At 67.8% G+C, this 16,598-nt stretch carries 14 protein-coding genes and 1 riboswitch; of the genes, 9 read left to right on the top strand and 5 right to left on the bottom strand.

What is annotated here, in order from left to right; translation table 11 throughout:
- Positions 1-6 precede the first annotated feature (6 nt).
- The 3 genes from ACQR1D_RS27545 to ACQR1D_RS27535 all read right to left on the bottom strand — a co-directional run bounded on the left by ACQR1D_RS27545 (position 7) and on the right by ACQR1D_RS27535 (position 2,255).
- Complete coding sequence (locus ACQR1D_RS27545) at positions 7-1,419, bottom strand: TolC family protein (RefSeq protein WP_434840228.1); 1,413 nt, start codon at positions 1,417-1,419, stop codon at positions 7-9.
- Positions 1,420-1,429: 10 nt separating this feature from the next.
- Positions 1,430-1,720, bottom strand: coding sequence for a hypothetical protein (locus ACQR1D_RS27540; protein ID WP_434840229.1), 291 nt, complete (start codon positions 1,718-1,720; stop codon positions 1,430-1,432).
- Positions 1,721-1,790: 70 nt separating this feature from the next.
- Entirely contained in the window at positions 1,791-2,255 is a 465-nt protein-coding gene (locus ACQR1D_RS27535; RefSeq protein ID WP_434894180.1) for a hypothetical protein, read from the bottom strand.
- A gap of 169 nt (positions 2,256-2,424) precedes the next feature.
- Between ACQR1D_RS27535 and ACQR1D_RS27530 the strand changes: the two genes are divergently transcribed.
- A complete protein-coding gene (locus ACQR1D_RS27530; RefSeq protein ID WP_315803254.1) occupies positions 2,425-3,663 on the top strand; it encodes an MFS transporter in 1,239 nt (412 codons plus the stop codon).
- A 310-nt stretch (positions 3,664-3,973) separates the two neighbouring features.
- Positions 3,974-5,290, top strand: coding sequence for a TAXI family TRAP transporter solute-binding subunit (locus tag ACQR1D_RS27525; protein ID WP_434894181.1), 1,317 nt, complete (start codon positions 3,974-3,976; stop codon positions 5,288-5,290).
- A 19-nt stretch (positions 5,291-5,309) separates the two neighbouring features.
- On the opposite strand, the gene proC is transcribed toward ACQR1D_RS27525, so the two are convergent.
- Together proC and ACQR1D_RS27515 are read right to left on the bottom strand one after the other, a co-directional pair.
- Positions 5,310-6,137 (bottom strand): pyrroline-5-carboxylate reductase, encoded by an 828-nt coding sequence (gene proC, locus ACQR1D_RS27520; protein ID WP_434894182.1) that lies wholly within the window; start codon positions 6,135-6,137, stop codon positions 5,310-5,312.
- Positions 6,138-6,300: 163 nt separating this feature from the next.
- Positions 6,301-6,801 (bottom strand): YbjN domain-containing protein, encoded by a 501-nt coding sequence (locus ACQR1D_RS27515; protein ID WP_315714059.1) that lies wholly within the window; start codon positions 6,799-6,801, stop codon positions 6,301-6,303.
- Between the two features lie 394 nt (positions 6,802-7,195).
- Positions 7,196-7,389: riboswitch (FMN riboswitch) on the top strand.
- A gap of 77 nt (positions 7,390-7,466) precedes the next feature.
- Between ACQR1D_RS27515 and ACQR1D_RS27510 the strand changes: the two genes are divergently transcribed.
- The 7 genes from ACQR1D_RS27510 to ACQR1D_RS27480 all read left to right on the top strand — a co-directional run bounded on the left by ACQR1D_RS27510 (position 7,467) and on the right by ACQR1D_RS27480 (position 16,460).
- Positions 7,467-8,072 carry a 6,7-dimethyl-8-ribityllumazine synthase gene (locus ACQR1D_RS27510; RefSeq protein WP_434894183.1) on the top strand — a complete coding sequence of 202 codons (606 nt, stop codon included), beginning with the start codon at positions 7,467-7,469 and terminating at the stop codon, positions 8,070-8,072.
- Positions 8,073-8,507: 435 nt separating this feature from the next.
- Entirely contained in the window at positions 8,508-9,716 is a 1,209-nt protein-coding gene (locus ACQR1D_RS27505) for an MHYT domain-containing protein (RefSeq protein ID WP_434894184.1), read from the top strand.
- A gap of 328 nt (positions 9,717-10,044) precedes the next feature.
- The gene (locus ACQR1D_RS27500; RefSeq protein WP_434894185.1) at positions 10,045-10,908 is read left to right on the top strand and encodes an FAD binding domain-containing protein; all 864 of its coding nucleotides are present in this window, start codon (positions 10,045-10,047) and stop codon (positions 10,906-10,908) included.
- A gap of 283 nt (positions 10,909-11,191) precedes the next feature.
- On the top strand, positions 11,192-11,692 hold the full coding sequence (locus ACQR1D_RS27495; protein WP_434894186.1) for a (2Fe-2S)-binding protein: 501 nt from the start codon (positions 11,192-11,194) through the stop codon (positions 11,690-11,692).
- Positions 11,689-14,109 (top strand): aerobic carbon-monoxide dehydrogenase large subunit, encoded by a 2,421-nt coding sequence (locus ACQR1D_RS27490; RefSeq protein ID WP_434894187.1) that lies wholly within the window; start codon positions 11,689-11,691, stop codon positions 14,107-14,109. The genes ACQR1D_RS27495 and ACQR1D_RS27490 overlap by 4 nt, the downstream gene beginning before the upstream one ends.
- Before the next feature lie 279 nt (positions 14,110-14,388).
- On the top strand, positions 14,389-15,258 hold the full coding sequence (locus tag ACQR1D_RS27485) for an AAA family ATPase (protein WP_316217521.1): 870 nt from the start codon (positions 14,389-14,391) through the stop codon (positions 15,256-15,258).
- On the top strand, positions 15,255-16,460 hold the full coding sequence (locus ACQR1D_RS27480) for a vWA domain-containing protein (RefSeq protein WP_316217520.1): 1,206 nt from the start codon (positions 15,255-15,257) through the stop codon (positions 16,458-16,460). Before ACQR1D_RS27485 ends, ACQR1D_RS27480 begins: the two co-directional genes overlap by 4 nt.
- Positions 16,461-16,598 lie beyond the last annotated feature (138 nt).

The following is a 16,598-nucleotide window of genomic DNA, read 5'->3' as shown; positions in this document are numbered from 1 at the left end:
CTCCTCTCAGTCGTTGCTTGGCGCGATCGCGCTCGCGGTCTGCTGTGCACCGTCTTCGCCGCCGGTGCCCCCGCCATTGACCGCGGCCGACAGCTCGGCCTCGGCGAGGAAGAAGTCTCTGACCGCATCGATCGCGGCGCGGCGCGAGGCCAGGCGCTGCCGCGCCTCGAGCAGCAGGGCGAAGATGTCGACCTGCATGCTGGAGTAGCGCAGCTGCATCTCCTCGCTGATGATCCGCCGCAGCGGCAGCACCTCGCGGGCGTAGTGGCCGGCGATGTCGAAGGCCGCGCGGTAACTGCGATAGGCGTCGCGCGCCTCGGAGCGGACGGTGACGGCGCGCTCGGTGAGGCGGTTGAAGGCGATGTTGTAGGTCTCGGCCGCCTGCCGCACGCGCACCTCGCCGCCGTCGAAGATCGGGATCTGGAACTGCACGTCGTACCCGCGTTCGCGGATGGTGCGGCCGTCGGGCTCGATGGTCTTGCGGTCGACGCCGGCGAGATCGAGCAGCGTGACGAAGCGTGTGGCGTCGGTGAGCTGCAGCGAGGCGGCAAGCGCCGCGAGTTCGAGGCGGGCGATCTGTAGATCGATGCGATGGCCGACGGCATCGGCCTCGACGAAGGGCTGGCTCAGCGGGCGGCGCGGCAGCGCCGGCAGCCGGTCGGGCAGGCGGAAAGCGAGCTCGTCGCCCCACAGCCCCATCAGCCGGATCAGCCGCTCGCGCGCGCTTCCCGCCGCGCGGCGCGCGGTGGCGAGCTCGGCGGTGGTCTCGGCATAGAACACCTGCTCGCGCGCCTGATCGAGCCGGTTGAGCGCGCCGGTCTCGCCGAGCTTGGAGGCGAGCTTCGCGGTCGCCTCCGCGGCCGATTGCGCCTCGACCAGCAGCGACACCAGCTCGTTGGCGGCGACGACGCGCACATGCGCGCGGCGCACCTCCGCGGCGAGCCGCAAGGTCGCCAGCGCCGCCTTCAATTGGGCCTGGCGAAAGCGCTCACGCGCGATCTCCGAGCGCAGCGGCAAGGTGGCGAGCGCCAGGATGTCGCCGGCGACCTGGCGCTCGGCCTCCAGCGCGCCGTCGCCGCTGATGCGCATCAGGGAGAAGGTCGGGTTCGGCGGCAGGCTGGCCTCGACCATGTCAGCCTCGCTGAGCGCGAGCGCGTTGTAGACGGCCTGCAGGCCCTTGTTGTTGAACAACGCGACCTGCACGGCGGCATCGGCCGACAAGGGCCGGGCGAGCAGGCGGCGCGTCGCAGCGCGGACGCGCTCAGCGTCGTCATCGCCTCTCACGGAGGCGACCTCCTTGCCGGTGGTATGGCCGGTGATGTCCGCAACGGCGCTCATGCCGCCGTCCGGCGAGAACGAGGCACAGCCTGCGAGCGCAAGTGCTGCGGCGAGCGCCGCGAGCCTGATGATCCCCTGCATGCGGCGCTCCCTAGCGGCTCGGCTCGGCGCGCGATGCGCCGGGGTCGGTGCGCTGGCCCCAGGCGGCCGGCGCCGCCGGGCGCAGCGGCGTGTAGGGCCCGACGACCCCCGACACGCGCACCGGCGCGACGCTCGCCGCCGGATCGGCCGGATCAGCCCCGGCCAATGCGACCGTGCGCGGCTGGCAGGCGGCGAGGCTCGTCGCGGCAAGCAGTGTCAATCCGCTGGCGACGATGGAGAATGGCAGGCCGCGCCGCGCCGGACATGCGGCAGCGGGCGTCGCCATGGATTGCGACAACATGAGGTATCCTTGGTCTGTCGATGAATCGCGAGCGGCCGCGCCACCTGGGCGCGAAGCCGGCGTTTTTCGCTCAGACCCGGACGATGGGGGGGCGATACAGGCCCTGCGGCGTGCGACCGGGCAGGCCTTCGTCGCGCGGCGTCACGCTGGCGGCGGCGAGCGAGGCGGGGAGGGCGACCGCCGGCAGCGCGGCAGCCAGACCCACCGCGCACATCATGGCGCAGCAGGGGCCCGGCATCTTGCCATGATCGTGGTGCGACGGCGCGGGAGCCGGAGCGTGCATCGCGGCGTCGGCGACAGGGTGATGGTTATGATGGGCGTGCGCCGCCATGGTCTGCGGCATCGCCGTCATGACCATCCCGTGGCGAGCCGCGTCATGAGGGGAGACAACAGCGGCAACGACGGGCTCGTCGAGACAGGGCGCCCCACTACCGAGCGCGAGCGCCACACCCGGGCTGACCACACAGATGATGTAGGCCAGGACGAGCAGCCGTCCTGCCACCATCAGCATCTTTCGTGTCAGTCCCAGGGACATGCGTGCCCAAATCTCTCCACTCCGGCGCAACCTAATGACAAAGTGTCGCGCCGCCAAGAGGGCCGAACCGTGATCGTGCAGGTCCCTCCTGTTGCGCTGCTTCTGCATGCCCAATGCCGCAGCAATGTGGCTTGACCTGATGCGGTGCGGCAACGAAGTTGCTGCCATCGTGCACGGACCCCAGACAAGATTCGAGGAAGCGCCTCACTTCATTCCGGACTCGCGCCAGGCCTGGGCGCGGCTGGCGCTTGCGCTCGTCATCGGTTCCATCGGCGGCGCGGGGATGTGGACCGTCGTCGTCGTTCTCCCGGTCGTGCAGGCCGAGTTCGCCGCCAGCCGCGGCGCGGTCTCGCTGGCCTATACGCTGACGATGTTCGGCTTCGGCCTCGGCGGCGTCATCGTCGGCCGCATCACCGACCGCTTCGGCATCGTCACCGCGATGGCGCTCAGCATCGCCACGACCGCCGCGGCCTATCTGCTCGCCGGCGCGTCGGTGACGCTGTGGCAGTTTCAGGCGGTGTATTTCCTGATCGGTCTCGGCTCATCCGTCACCTTCGCGCCGCTGATGGCGGAGGCGTCGCACTGGTTCGTGCGCTATCGCGGCCTCGCCGTCACCATCGTCGCCTCCGGCAACTACGTCGCCGGCACGGTGTGGCCGCCGCTGGTGAATTGGGGCGTGCAGCAGATCGGCTGGCGCGCCAGCCATGTCGCACTCGGCGTCTTCTGCGCGGTGACGATGAGCGCGCTGCTGCTGGTGCTGCGCGCCCGCATGGACGGTGCCGGCGCGCAGAACCATGCCGGCGCGGCGCCGCCGCAACTGGAGCTGCCGATCTCGACCAATGCGCTGACCGTGCTGCTCAGCATCGCCGCGATCGCCTGCTGCGTGGCGATGGCGATGCCGCAGGTGCACATCGTCGCCTATTGCGGCGATCTCGGCTACGGCGTCGCCGTCGGCGCGCAGATGCTGTCCTTGATGATGGCGCTCGGCATCGTCAGCCGGATCGGCTCCGGCTTTCTCGCCGATCGCATCGGCGGCATGCGCACGCTCTTGATCGGTTCGCTGGCGCAGGGTTTTGCGCTTCTGTTCTATCTGTTCTTCGACGGCCTGACGTCGCTCTATCTGATCTCGGGCATGTTCGGCCTGTTCCAGGGCGGCATCGTACCGAGCTATGCGATCATCGTGCGCGAGGCGATGCCGGCGCGCGAGGCCGCCACGCGGGTCGGCATCATCATCTTCGCGTCGGTGTTCGGCATGTCGTTCGGCGGCTGGGTCTCGGGCGTCATCTTCGACGCCACGGGGTCCTATTCAGCGGCCTTCGCCAACGGCATCGCGTGGAATGGCCTGAACCTCGCCATCGTCGTGACGCTGCTGATCCTGGCGCGACGGCAACACCGGCTGGCGGCCTGAAACAGGAGACGTTGCGCCGGGGCCACAGCCGGAGTCCGATCTCCGGTTTATATGCACGTCGTCATACAAAATCCCGGCGGCTGCCGCAAATCCATCGAATCACCTCCCGCAACTATCGACCTCGATCGGAGCCGATCGTGGCCATTTGGCCTCGGGCGCGCTCCGCATCGCGAGGTTGGTTGTCGCGAGGTCTCAGCCGAGGCCGCGGTCGCCCGTCGCATGCCTGACGCAGGCAGGCCTCGAGGTGAATGCTCCGGACCGGTCGAGAACGCTGCGGCGGCATCGCGATGGTGCAGGAGGCCGTTGCGCTATGTCCATCGTCTCGAAGGCAGCTTCGCAAGTCGCGCACGCCGCGCTCGCAGCCGGACTCATGATGAGCCAGGCATCTGCGCAGGCCTGGCCGCAGCTACAGCAACAGCCGCCGCAGCCGCCTCGCCCGGCAGCGACCCGCTCGATCATCGTGCCCGTCGCCCCGGCCGCCCGGCCGAACGGCGCGCCCGTGATCCCGGCGCCGCCACATCCGGCCGGCCTGCCGGCGTCACTGTCGCCCGCGCCCGGCAGCGGGCCGGACGTGTGGCGGCTGCCCAACCCGACCGACGTCAACGACGGCACCGTCACCATCATCACCGCGCCGGCCGGCGGCGCGACCTCGGTCTTCGGCTCCGACATGGCGCGCGTGCTCGACGACCAGACCAATGTCCGCGTGCTGCCGGTGCTCGGCAAGGGACCGGTGCGCAACGTCTCGGATATACTGTTCCTGAAGAGCATCGACATGGGCGCGGTCGCTGCCGACGTGCCCGAATTCTACCGCCTGCAATACGGCATTCCCGACATCACCTCGCAGCTCCGCTACATCGCGCGGCTCTATCACAACGAAATCCATGTCATCGCGCGCTCCTCGATCCGCTCGATCTTCGATCTCAACGGCAAGCGCATCATCGCGCCGACCGATGTCGGCTTCTATTCCGCGCGCGTGATCTTCAACCGGCTCGGCCTGACGGCGTCGTTCGACTACGCGACCGACGACGCCAAATCGATCCAGAAGCTGATCGACGGCGACGCCGACGCCTATATCGTTTCCACCGGCAAGGTGTTCCAGCTCGCCCGCAATATCAGGAACGACAACCGCGCCCTGCACCTGGTGACGATCCCCTACGACCGCCGGCTGCAGGACCTCTATCTGCCGACGACATTGTCCTCCGAGGAATATCCGAACCTGCTCAACCCCGGCGAGACGATCGAGACGGTGGCGATCGGTATGCTGCTCGTCAGCTACAATTGGCCGGAGCATACCGAGCGCTACCGCAAGGTGGCGCGCTTCGTCGATGCGTTCTTCGCCAACTACGACGAGTTCATGAAGCCGCCGCGGCATCCGAAATGGCGGGAGTCGAGCATCGTCGCCGCCATCCCGAACTGGAAGCGGTTCAAGGCCGCGGAAGAGTGGCTGCTGGCGCACAACATGGTGCCGCGGCCGCAGGTCGCCGATGTGCAGCAGACCCAGTTCGAGAGCTTCGTGCGCCAGAGCGGCGGACAGCTGTCGAACGATCCAACCGAGCGCAGTGCCCTGTTCCGCCAGTTCCTGCAATGGCGCCAGCAGCATGGCGGGCCGCCGACGCCGCCGCGCTGAGCTGTCAGCTCGCCGTTGTCTACTTCGCGAGCTCTTTCGAGCGCGCCGTGGCTGCGGCGACCGCCTTGGTCAGCAGCGGCTGGAAGCCGTCGGCTGCCATCAGCACCGAGAGCGCCGCGGCGGTGGTGCCGCCCGGCGAGGTGACGTTCTGGCGCAGCGTGGCGGACGGCAGGTTCGATTGGCGCAGCAGCTCGCCGGCGCCCGACACGGTGTGGCGCGCGAGCGTCGTCGCCAGGGGCTCGGGCAGGCCGGCGGCGACGCCGGCGCGGGCGAGCTCCTCGGCGAGCAGGAATACATAGGCGGGACCCGAGCCGGACACGGCGGTCACCGCGTCCATCAGCGCCTCCTGGTCGACCCATTCCACCGCGCCGGTGGCGCGCAACAGCGCGTCCGTCAGCATGCGCTGCGCGGCGCTGACGTTGCCGGCCGGCACCGCCACGGTGATGCCGCGGCCGATCGCGGCCGGCGTGTTCGGCATTGCGCGCACGACCGCGCCGCCGATCGTCTGTTGCAGGCCGGCGATCGTGATGCCTGCCATGATCGACAGCACCAGCGTCGCGTCGCCGACCCACGGCTTCAAGGCGGGGCCGGCTTCGGCGAACATCTGCGGCTTGACGGCGACGATGACGACCTCGGCCGGCGCAGTCGCCGTCGGATTGAGGCGGACGCCCTTGGCGACGAGCGCGGTGATCTCGGCCGAGGGCATCGGCTCGATGATGACGACGCGCTTCGGATCGAGCCCGCCGGCTAGCCAGCCGGCCAGCATCGCGCCGCCCATCTTGCCGGCGCCGGCCAGCACGATAGTGCCGGTGAGCTGATGAAGCAGGTTGTTGTCCGCTGATGTCACGACGAACTCCACTGTCGTCCCGGCGAACGCCGGGACCCATAACCACCGGCGGTTCTAGTGGGGCGAGGGCAGAGCGACAAGCGTCTCGGCTCACACATGCATCACGCGGTATGGGTCCCGGCGTTCGCCGGGACGACACCGAGTGTGTCGAGGCCACGGCGGCTTACGCTTCGCCTTCCGTATCGAACAGCGCCGCGGCCATGGCTTCCTGGGTCGACTTGCCGGCCCAGACCACGAACTGGAAGGCCGGAAAATAGCGCTCGCAGGCGTGGATGGCGCCGGCCAGCATGCTCTCGCATTGCAGTCCCGACGCGGTGATGCCGCCCGGCAGCACCAGGGCCTGACGGTGCATCACCATGCCGGTGTGGGTCCAGATGTCGAAATGGCCGAGCCAGAGCTGCTCGTTGATCGCTGCGATCAGCCGCTGCACCTCGGCGCGGCGGGCCTCGGGAATCTTCATGTCGAAGGCACAGGCCAGATGCAGCGCCTCGATCTCCGCCATCCACGTGAAGGAGAGCTGGTAGTCGGTCCACTGGCCCTTGGAGGCGATCGTGATCTCGTCCTCGCCGGAGCGCTCGAACATCCAGTTGTTGTCGGCCGCAATGGTCTCGACCACGCTCAGCGGATGATCGGCGGAATCGATAGTGCTTTCGAGCAGGGACATGCCGTCTCGACCTCGTCTTCTTGATCTCGTTGGTACATACGCGGCGACCCGGCCCACGCCCTCGCGGCGCTTCGAGACCCGGCTTGCAGTCCCGGAGGTAACCCGGGCGTGCGAGGACAAACTGATGTGATTTGCGGAATCTGCGCAACGGGGGGGCGAGTCCGTCCACAGCCAAACACCGCTTCGTCCACAACTCCTGTCCGGCCTGTGGAATCATCGCCGAATGAGAACAAAACGGAATCGGATTCGCCGCAGCCGCTCCGTCCGGGCCGATCCGGCCGTGGGAACGGCCGCGGGCGACTGCATGGCCGCCCGTCGCGGACTGCGGGCGTGAGGCCTTGCCGCAGCCGCCGGCCGCCTGCATAGTTCGTTCAGGCCGTCCATCCCGGGCGGCCGATGTTCTCAGGGCGGGGCGAAATTCCCCACCGGCGGTAAGCGTTCCCGGTCGAGCGCGAGCCCGCGAGCGCCTTCTCGGCAAGGCTCGGTCTGGAGAATTCTGTTCTCCGGAACGCGCCGCGCAGAGAAGGGTCAGCAGATTCGGTGCGATTCCGAAGCCGACGGTCACAGTCCGGATGAAAGAGAACGGGTCCCGGCACCCCGCGCATGTCAGCGTGGGGGCGTCGTCGTTCCGTATGCCCTGATTCTGGTCTCTGACGAGGATAACCATGAATCAGATGTTGCAAGACGCGCCTACCGATACTTCCACCGACACCCTCACCACAGCCACGTCGCCGCCGGCGGACATGCCGGCCGCGTCACCGCCCGACGAGTCGCCACCGGCGCCGTCGCATCCGCGCTTCAGCAAGCCGCAGCGCATAGCCTTCGTGCAATCGGCCTGGCATCGCGACGTCGTCGCCGAATGCCGGGTGGCGTTCCTCGACGAGATCGAAGCACGGAATATCCCGCGCGACCGCGTCGACATCTTCGAGGTGCCGGGCTCGTTCGAGATCCCGCTGCATGCGCAGTTGCTGGCGAAGACGCGGCGCTACACCGCGATCGTCGCGGCCGGTCTCGTCGTCGACGGCGGCATCTACCGCCACGAGTTCGTCGCCGACACCGTCATCAAGGCGCTGATGGACGTTCAATTGCGCACCGAGGTGCCGGTGTTCTCCGCGGTGCTGACGCCGCAGCAATTCCACGAGACGCAGGCGCATTTCGAGTTCTTCCGCAAGCACTTTGCGACCAAGGGCATCGAGGTGGCGACCGCCTGCGCCGAGACACTGCTGAGCCTGGAGCGGCTGCGCAGCCAGGTCGCGGCGGGGATCATCTGACGGGCGAGGCATGTGGCTGGCTGAGCCGGCCACATGTATCCTCGCCGCACGATCGCATATCTCGCGACACGGGCAGTCGGCTCCCCTCCCCCTTGCGGGGAGGGGTTGGGGGTGGGGGTCTCCGGGCGATGTAGTCTATGAGACCCACTTCCGCCAAAATGCTTCCTCGGGAATCGAGGCTCATCATTGTGAGCGGAATGCGTGGACCCCCACCCCCGACCCCTCCCCGCAAGGGGGAGGGGCGCGCACCGCATTGGCGGCGGGAGCTCGAACCCCAAATTCGCTGAGGACCGGAAGGTGGCGCGCACATCAGTCCCGCCACGCAGCGACACCAAGCCCACTCGCGCTCCCCGCCTTGTGTTGTCAATTTCCTCGCCGCACCTGTAAAACATTCCCGGGAGGAGGCTGGCCCGTGGCGACGGGCGGCCGGCAAGGATGATCGAAGGATACGATCCTTATCTCGTCGCGCTCTCGGTCGTGATCGCGAGCCTGGGTGGCTATACCGGTTTCAGTCTCACCGCGCGCATCCGCAGCGGGCCGGGAGAGAACGCGCGCGTGCTGCTGTCCGGCGCCGCCGGCATTCTGGCCGTGGGCATCTGGACCATGCATTTCGTGGGCATGATGGCGGCGCCGCTGCCGGCCGATGCCGTCTATCTGGTGCTGCCGACCATCATCTCGTTCCTGATCTGCGCGCTCGTGATCGGCATCTCGCTGTTCTTCGTCAGCATCGGCGATCCCTCGCCCCGGCGCGTCGTTCCTTCCGCGCTGCTGCTCGGCGCCGGCATCGCCAGCATGCATTATGTCGGCATGCACGGCCTGTCCGGCTCGTTCGGGCTGACGCATGATCCGGCGCTGGTGGCGCTGTCGGTGGCGATTGCGATCGGCGCCGCCTATGGCGGCCTGCGCATCTTCCTGGCGCGGCAGGACGGCCTGCGGCTCGCCATCAGTGCGGTTGCGTTCGGCATCGCCGTGTCCGGCATGCATTACACGGCGATGCTGGGAATGCATGTCGTGCCGATGGGCGAGGGACATCATCACGCCGCACCAGGACTTGCTGCGTCGCCGCAAGCACTCGCGATCGTCGTCGCCGTGCTGTGCTTCGTCATCGCCGCCGGATTTTTGCTGTCGCTGGTGCCGGACCCGCGCCGTCAATCGCAGTCGATGCCGGCCGTTGCCGAGGCTGCGCCGCAATTGGCGCCGGAACCGGCCGCGACGGCGGCCGAGCCGGTGGTCGAGGTCGCCGCCATGAGCCGGGCAACGGCCGCGCCGCTGGGGGGCATCGGCCAGCCGCCACGCGCGACCGCGGCGCGATTGCCGCTGGAGGGCGCCAACGGCACCCATTTCATCGACGCCGGGGACGTGCGTAGCGTGCGCGCCGATGCGCACTACACCCGGATCCACGACGGCACCCGCGAGCGGATGTGCCCCTGGTCGATCTCCGAGGCTGAGGCGCAGCTCGATCCCGGCCGCTTCATCCGCGTGCACCGCAGCCACATCGTCGCGATCGAGCATGTGATCTATGTCGGCCGGGAAGGCGAGGGCGCGATCATCGAGCTCGATGGCCCCTCGAAGCCGCGCGTGCCGGTGAGCCGCGCCAAGGTCGCCGAGGTCAAGGCGCGGCTCGGGCTGCGGCGGCCGGCCTGAGCTCAGCGTTCATTTCGCTGCCGCAACAGAGCGCCGCCATTCTTCGCAACGCATCCAACACCGGGCGCGCGTCTCGCGCGGCCGCGCATGCCGTCACTCGCGCGATTGGGTCGCGCTCGCTGACGCAATTCGTGCGCGGCCAGCCGCATTTCGTGCGATTTCGCCGCTCTCCGTGCCGGCTTCGTTGCGCGGCCGGCTGTCACGATCGACGCTCTGCGCCAATCCGCGATGCGTCCGCGTTCGCACTTCGCTCTCGCAGCACGAACGCCCGCCGCAACAACGCGACGGCCTTGCCGGCAAGGCAGGCCAGCACAGGAGAGGACACGTCATGATTCCTGGCCCGTTCGACTATCACCGGCCGGCGAGCGTCGGCGATGCGATCAAGCTGCTCGCCGACCTCGGCGACGATGCGCGCCCCCTCGCGGGCGGCCACAGCCTGCTGCCAATGATGAAGCTGCGGCTGGCGACGCCAGCGCATCTGATCGATCTGCACGGCATCGCCGGGCTCAAGGGCATCCGCCGCGACGGCGACCGCATCGTCATCGGCGCGATGACCACGCAGGCCGAGCTGCTGGCCTCGACTGAGATCGGAGCCAGCCTGCCGATCCTGCACGAGACCGCGCTCTTGATCGCCGATCCGCAGGTGCGCTACCGCGGCACGCTCGGCGGCAACGTCGCCAATGGTGATCCCGGCAACGACATGCCGGCGCTGATGCTGGCGCTGGACGCAAGCTACCGTCTGGAGGGGCCGAACGGCACTCGTGAGGTCGCAGCGCGGGAGTTCTACCAGGGGGCCTATTTCACCGCGCTGGAGCCGGGCGAGATCCTGACCGGAATCAGCATTCCCGTTCCGCCTGCGGGCCACGGCTACGCCTATGAGAAGCTGAAGCGCAAGGTCGGCGACTACGCGACCGCCGCGGCGGCCGTCGTGTTGACCATGGCCGGCGGCAAGGTCGCGACGTGCGTGATCGCGCTCACCAATCTGCACGAGACGCCGCTGCTGGCGACCGACGCGGCGAATGCGGTGATCGGCACCACGCTGGATGACGCCGCTCTGAAGGCCGCGGCCACCGCGGCGCGCGCGATCATGCAGCCGGCCTCCGACGCGCGCGGCCCGGCCGAGTATCGCATCCATGTCGGCGGCATCATGGTGATGCGCGCGCTGCAGCGCGCGGCGAGCCGGGCGAAGTAGCCGCGTTTGCTGACGCCGCGGCCCCGCACGCGGTGCAACCTCGCCATGCGGCGAGCTCTCTCATCTCCCTCCCCCCTTGTGGGGGAGGGGCGGGGAGGGGGGTAGCCCCAGGCGAGACTGCCGCCGTGGACCCCCACCCGCAGCCGAAGCTTTGCTTCGGCGTTCTTCAAAAAAGCCGGCCGCGAATGCGGCCGGTTGCCCTCCCCGCAAGGGGGAGGGGAGCGCACTGACACCGCGGCTGGTAGCTGAGCAAAAGTTCGAAGACGTCTTCAGGGAGCACCGAATGCCCAAAACCCACGTCACGATGATGGTGAACGGCAGCGAGGTCGAAGGCCTCGCCGAGCCGCGCACCTTGCTGGTCCATTTCCTGCGCGAGCAGGCGCAGCTGACCGGCACCCATATCGGCTGCGAGACCAGCCATTGCGGCGCCTGCACTGTTGATATCGACGGCATGAGCGTGAAGAGCTGCACCATGCTCGCGGTGCAGGCCAATGGCGCCGAGATCACCACGATCGAGGGCATGGCCAATGCCGACGGCACCTTGTCGCCGCTGCAGGAAGGCTTCCGCATGATGCACGGACTGCAATGCGGCTTCTGCACGCCCGGCATGATTTTGCGCGCGCATCGGCTGTTGAAGGAGAATCCGCAGCCGACGGAAGCCGAGATCCGCGCCGGCATCTCCGGCAACATCTGCCGCTGCACCGGCTATCAGAACATCGTCAAGGCGATCCAATACGCCGCCGCCAAGATCAACGGCGTGGAATTCCAGGAGGCCGCGGAATGAACGACATGACTCCCACGCGGGAACAACGCGAAGCCGCCCTCGAAGGCATGGGCTGCCGGCGCAAGCGCGTCGAGGACATTCGCTTCACGCAAGGCAAGGGCAACTACGTCGATGACGTCAAGCTGCCTGGCATGCTGCACGGCGACTTCGTGCGCTCGCCGCATGCGCATGCGCGGGTGAAGGCGATCCACACCGAGGAGGCGCTGAAGGTGCCGGGCGTGCTGGCGGTCATCACCGCCGAGACGCTGAAGACGGTCAACCTCGCCTGGATGCCGACCTTGGCCGGCGACGTGCAGATGGTGCTCGCCGACGGCAAGGTGCTGTTCCAGAACCAGGAGGTCGCGTTCGTCGTCGCGACCGACCGCTACGCCGCCGATGACGGCGTGTCCAAGGTGGTCGTCGAGTACGAGCCGCTGCCGGTGCTGGTCGATCCGTTCAAGGCCATGGACCCGGACGCTCCCGTTTTGCGCGAGGACCTCGCCGGCAAGACCTCTGGCGCACACGGCCCGCGCAAGCATCACAATCACATCTTCGAATGGAGCGTCGGTGACAAGGAGCTGACCGAGGCGGCGTTCAAGAAGGCGGATGTGACGATCAAGGAGATGATCTCCTATCACCGCACCCATCCGTCGCCGCTCGAGACCTGCCAGTGCGTCTGCTCGTTCGACAAGATCAAGGGCGAGCTGACGATCTGGGGCACGTTCCAGGCGCCGCATGTCATCCGAACCGTGGTGTCGCTGATCGCGAAACTCCCCGAGCAGAAGATCCACGTCATCGCGCCCGACATCGGCGGCGGCTTCGGCAACAAGGTCGGCGCCTATCCCGGCTACATCTGCGCCGCCGTCGCCTCCATCGTGACGGGCAAGCCGGTGAAATGGGTCGAGGACCGCATCGAGAATCTGACCGCCACCGCGTTCGCGCGCGACTATCACATGACCACGGAGATCGCGGCGACCAAGGACGGCAAGGTCACCGGCCTGCGCGTCCATGTGCTGGCCGACCACGGCGGCTTCGATGCCTGCGCCGACCCGTCGAAATGGCCGGCCGGCTTCTTCAACATCGTCACCGGCTCCTACGACTTCCCGGTCGCGCATCTCGCGGTCGACGGCGTCTACACCAACAAGGCGCCAGGCGGTGTCGCCTATCGCTGCTCCTTCCGCGTCACCGAGGCGGCCTATTGCATCGAGCGCGCGATGGATATTCTGGCGCAGAAGCTCGGCATGGACCCGGCCGAGCTGCGCCTGAAGAACTTCGTCAAGCCGGAGCAGTTTCCCTATCACTCCGCTTTGGGCTGGGAATATGATTCCGGCGACTACCACACCGCCATGCGCAAGATGATGGAGACCGTCGACTACGCCGGTCTCCGCAAGGAACAGGCCGAGAAACGCGCGGCGTTCAAGCGCGGCGAGACCCGCGAGATCATGGGCATCGGCATCTCATTCTTCACTGAGATCGTCGGCGCCGGCCCGTCGAAGAACTGCGATATCCTGGGGATCGCGATGTTCGATTCCTGCGAGATCCGGCTGCATCCCACGGGTGCCGGCATCGCTCGGATGGGCACCAAGAGCCAGGGCCAGGGCCACGAGACGACCTGGGCGCAGATCATCGCCAGCGAGATCGGCATACCCGCCGATAACATCATGGTCGAGGAGGGCAACACCGACACCGCGCCTTACGGCCTGGGCACCTACGGCTCGCGCTCGACGCCGGTCGCGGGTGCTGCGATCGCGATGGCGGCGCGCAAGATCAAGGCGAAGGCGCAGATGATCGCGGCCTACAAGCTCGAGGTCCACGAGGACGATCTCGAATGGGACATCGACGGCTTCCGGGTCAAGGGCCTGCCCGAGAAGGCGATGTCGATGAAGGACATCTGCTGGGCGGCCTACAACTCCGTGCCGCCGGGCATGGAGCCGGGGCTGGAGGCGGTGAGCTACTATGATCCGCCCAACATGACCTATCCGTTCGGCGCCTATCTCTGCGTGATGGACATCGACGTGGATACCGGCGTGTACAAGGTCCGGCGCTTCTACGCGCTGGACGATTGCGGCACCCGCATCAACCCGATGATCATCGAGGGCCAGGTGCATGGCGGCCTCACCGAAGCCTTCGCCATCGCGATGGGGCAGGAGATCCGCTACGATGCCGAGGGCAATGTCGTGACCGGTTCGTTCATGGACTTCTTCATGCCGACCGCGGTCGAGACGCCGCATTGGGAGACCGACTTCACGGTCACGCCCTCGCCGCATCATCCGATCGGCGCCAAGGGCGTCGGCGAAAGCCCCAATGTCGGTGGCGTGCCGGCGTTCTCCAACGCGGTGAACGACGCGTTCTCGTTCCTCGGCGCGACGCACATCCAGATGCCCCACGACTTCTGGCGCAACTGGCAGGCCGCGAAGAATTTGGGCGCGGTTGCATAGACGAAGTCCAAGAGCACCTTCGTCATTGCGAGGCGCGAAGCGACGAAGCAATCCAGAGTCCCGTCCATCACCCTGGATTGCCTCGCTCCGCTCGCAATGACGCCGAGAGAGACGGCGCTGTAACCGCATCGCCGGTGCGCTCCCCTCCCCCTTGCGGGGAGGGGTCGGGGGTGGGGTCTCCGGCGGCAGTCTCGCGCGGGGCACCCCCCTCCCTAACCCTCCCCCACAAGGGGGGAGGGAACACACCGACTTCGCGGCGAGATCGAGAAACAAACCGGTATGAAAACCCGCGACGACATCGCCCGATCTCTCGCCGCCTGCGGCTATATCGCCGACGGCGAGCTGGCGACCGCGATCGCGCTGATGCAGCTGTTGAAGCGGCCGCTGCTGCTGGAGGGGGAAGCCGGCGTTGGCAAGACCGAGGTCGCCAAGGCGCTCGCCTGCGTGCACGGCACCGAGCTGATCCGTCTGCAATGCTATGAAGGCCTCGACCAGAGCTCCGCGCTCTACGAGTGGAACTACCAGCGCCAGCTGCTGGCGATCGAGGCGCATCGCGGCCAGCCGGACACCATCGAGGATCAGATCTTCTCCGAGAAATATCTGCTCGAGCGGCCGCTGCTGGCGGCGATCCGCCGCGCCAAGCCGCCGGTGCTGCTGATCGACGAGATCGATCGCGCCGACGACGAGTTCGAGGCGTTCCTGCTGGAGCTGCTGTCCGACTTCCAGGTCTCGATCCCCGAGCTCGGCACCATCAAGGCGATCAGCATTCCGCATGTGGTGCTGACCTCGAACGGAACCCGTGAGCTATCGGATGCGCTGCGCCGGCGCTGCCTCTACCACTACGTCGACTATCCCGATGTCGACCGCGAGGCGCGCATCATCCTGACCAGGATCGACGGTGCCTCCGCCTCGCTCGCCCTGCAGATCGCGCGCATGGTCGAATCCCTGCGCAAGGAGGAACTGCGCAAGGTGCCCGGCGTCGCCGAGACGCTGGACTGGGCGGCGGCACTGGTCGGGCTCGACGTACGCGATCTCAAGGACCAGCCGGAGATGGTGCATGACACCTTGATGTGCCTGCTCAAGACGCATGAGGACCGCGCGCGCATCACCCGCGAGGTCGCGGCGCGGCTGTTGGGGAAGGTCGCATGAGCTGCTGTGGCGCCACACCCGACCACGAGGACATGGACGCGGTGGCGCGGCTCGTCGCGGGCCGTCTCGGTGCGTTTCTCAAGACGCTGCGCGACAACGGCTTTGCGGTCGGCCTGGCGGAAGGGCAGGACGCGGCGGCAGTGATGCGTGCGGGCTATGCCGATAAGCCCGGCCTGCTGCGCTCGGCGTTCAAGCATCTGTTTTCGGCACGCAAGAGCGAGTGGGATCGCTTCGACGGCCTGTTCGACGCCTTCTGGCTCGGCAGGCGCGTGCGCTCGCGCTCACTGGTCTCCGGCTCGACGGCGAGAGCGAACAGCCCGTCCCTGAAGAGTCTGCAGGATACGAATGCCGCTCAGCCGGAGCCTCACGGCGCGACCGATCAGATTCCCTCTGACGAAACCCCGCGCGACGCGGGCGGCGAGGGCGTGCGCGAAGGCGCCTCGCGCGTCGCCGCCATCAGCGATACCGACTTCCGCAAGCTCGCCGATCCCGACCAGGTCGCGCTGGCGCATGAGGCCGCGGCGCGGCTCGCCAAGGCGATGCGGACGCGATTGACCCGGCGTGATCAGCAGCGGAAGTCGGGCGAGCGGCTCGACCTGCGCCGCACCATCCACCGCAATATCAGCCATGGCGGCGTGCCGATTGCGCTGGTGCACCGGCGACGCAAGCACAAGCCGTTGCGGCTGGTGGTGCTGCTCGACGCCTCCGGCTCGATGAGCCCCTACACCGCGGTGTTCCTGCGCTTCATCCATGGCGTGCTCGACGCCTTTCGCGAGGCCGAGGCCTTCCTGTTTCACACGAGGCTCGCCTACGTCTCCGACGCCATGAAGGAGAAGGACGCCGCGCGGGCGCTCGACCGTCTCTCGATGATGGCGCAGGGCGCCGGCGGCGGGACGCGGATCGGCGAGAGCCTGCAGACCTTCAATCGCTGGCACGCGCCGCGCGTCATCCATTCGCGGACCTGCGTGATGATCGTCTCTGACGGCTACGACACCGGTGATCCCGCCTTGCTCGGCCGTGAGATGGCACAGTTGAGCCGCCGCTGCCGCCGCATCGTCTGGCTCAATCCGATGCTCGGCTGGGACGGCTACGCGCCGGACGCACGCGGCATCAAGGCCGCGCTGCCGTTCGTCGATCTCTACGCGCCCGCGCATACGCTGAATTCGCTGGCCGCACTGGAGCCGTATCTGGCGAGGTTGTGAGGATGGCGAATAGCCTGATCGATCTGACCATAAGGCACTCTGCTACGGCATCGGCAGTGCGCTCCCTCCCCCCTTGTGGGGGAGGGCTGGGGAGGGGGGTACCACGGGCACCGGTGCCAGCCGCCCCCCTCCCTAGCC

Origin of the sequence: Bradyrhizobium sp. HKCCYLRH2047 (assembly GCF_051168175.1) — a bacterium.
Lineage (GTDB): Bacteria > Pseudomonadota > Alphaproteobacteria > Rhizobiales > Xanthobacteraceae > Bradyrhizobium.
The sequence above is the reverse complement of the archived record's forward strand: the minus strand, read 5'-3'. Positions and strand labels throughout refer to the sequence as shown.

Coding starts and splice junctions, on each gene's coding strand:
- ACQR1D_RS27535 (WP_434894180.1), bottom strand. CDS start 2,255: ATGTCCCTGGGACTGACACGAAAGATGCTGATGGTGGCAGGACGGCTG.
- ACQR1D_RS27540 (WP_434840229.1), bottom strand. CDS start 1,720: ATGTTGTCGCAATCCATGGCGACGCCCGCTGCCGCATGTCCGGCGCGG.
- ACQR1D_RS27505 (WP_434894184.1), top strand. CDS start 8,508: ATGATCGAAGGATACGATCCTTATCTCGTCGCGCTCTCGGTCGTGATC.
- ACQR1D_RS27545 (WP_434840228.1), bottom strand. CDS start 1,419: ATGCAGGGGATCATCAGGCTCGCGGCGCTCGCCGCAGCACTTGCGCTC.
- ACQR1D_RS27500 (WP_434894185.1), top strand. CDS start 10,045: ATGATTCCTGGCCCGTTCGACTATCACCGGCCGGCGAGCGTCGGCGAT.
- ACQR1D_RS27495 (WP_434894186.1), top strand. CDS start 11,192: ATGCCCAAAACCCACGTCACGATGATGGTGAACGGCAGCGAGGTCGAA.
- ACQR1D_RS27480 (WP_316217520.1), top strand. CDS start 15,255: ATGAGCTGCTGTGGCGCCACACCCGACCACGAGGACATGGACGCGGTG.
- ACQR1D_RS27525 (WP_434894181.1), top strand. CDS start 3,974: ATGTCCATCGTCTCGAAGGCAGCTTCGCAAGTCGCGCACGCCGCGCTC.
- ACQR1D_RS27510 (WP_434894183.1), top strand. CDS start 7,467: ATGAATCAGATGTTGCAAGACGCGCCTACCGATACTTCCACCGACACC.
- ACQR1D_RS27515 (WP_315714059.1), bottom strand. CDS start 6,801: ATGTCCCTGCTCGAAAGCACTATCGATTCCGCCGATCATCCGCTGAGC.
- ACQR1D_RS27485 (WP_316217521.1), top strand. CDS start 14,389: ATGAAAACCCGCGACGACATCGCCCGATCTCTCGCCGCCTGCGGCTAT.
- ACQR1D_RS27490 (WP_434894187.1), top strand. CDS start 11,689: ATGAACGACATGACTCCCACGCGGGAACAACGCGAAGCCGCCCTCGAA.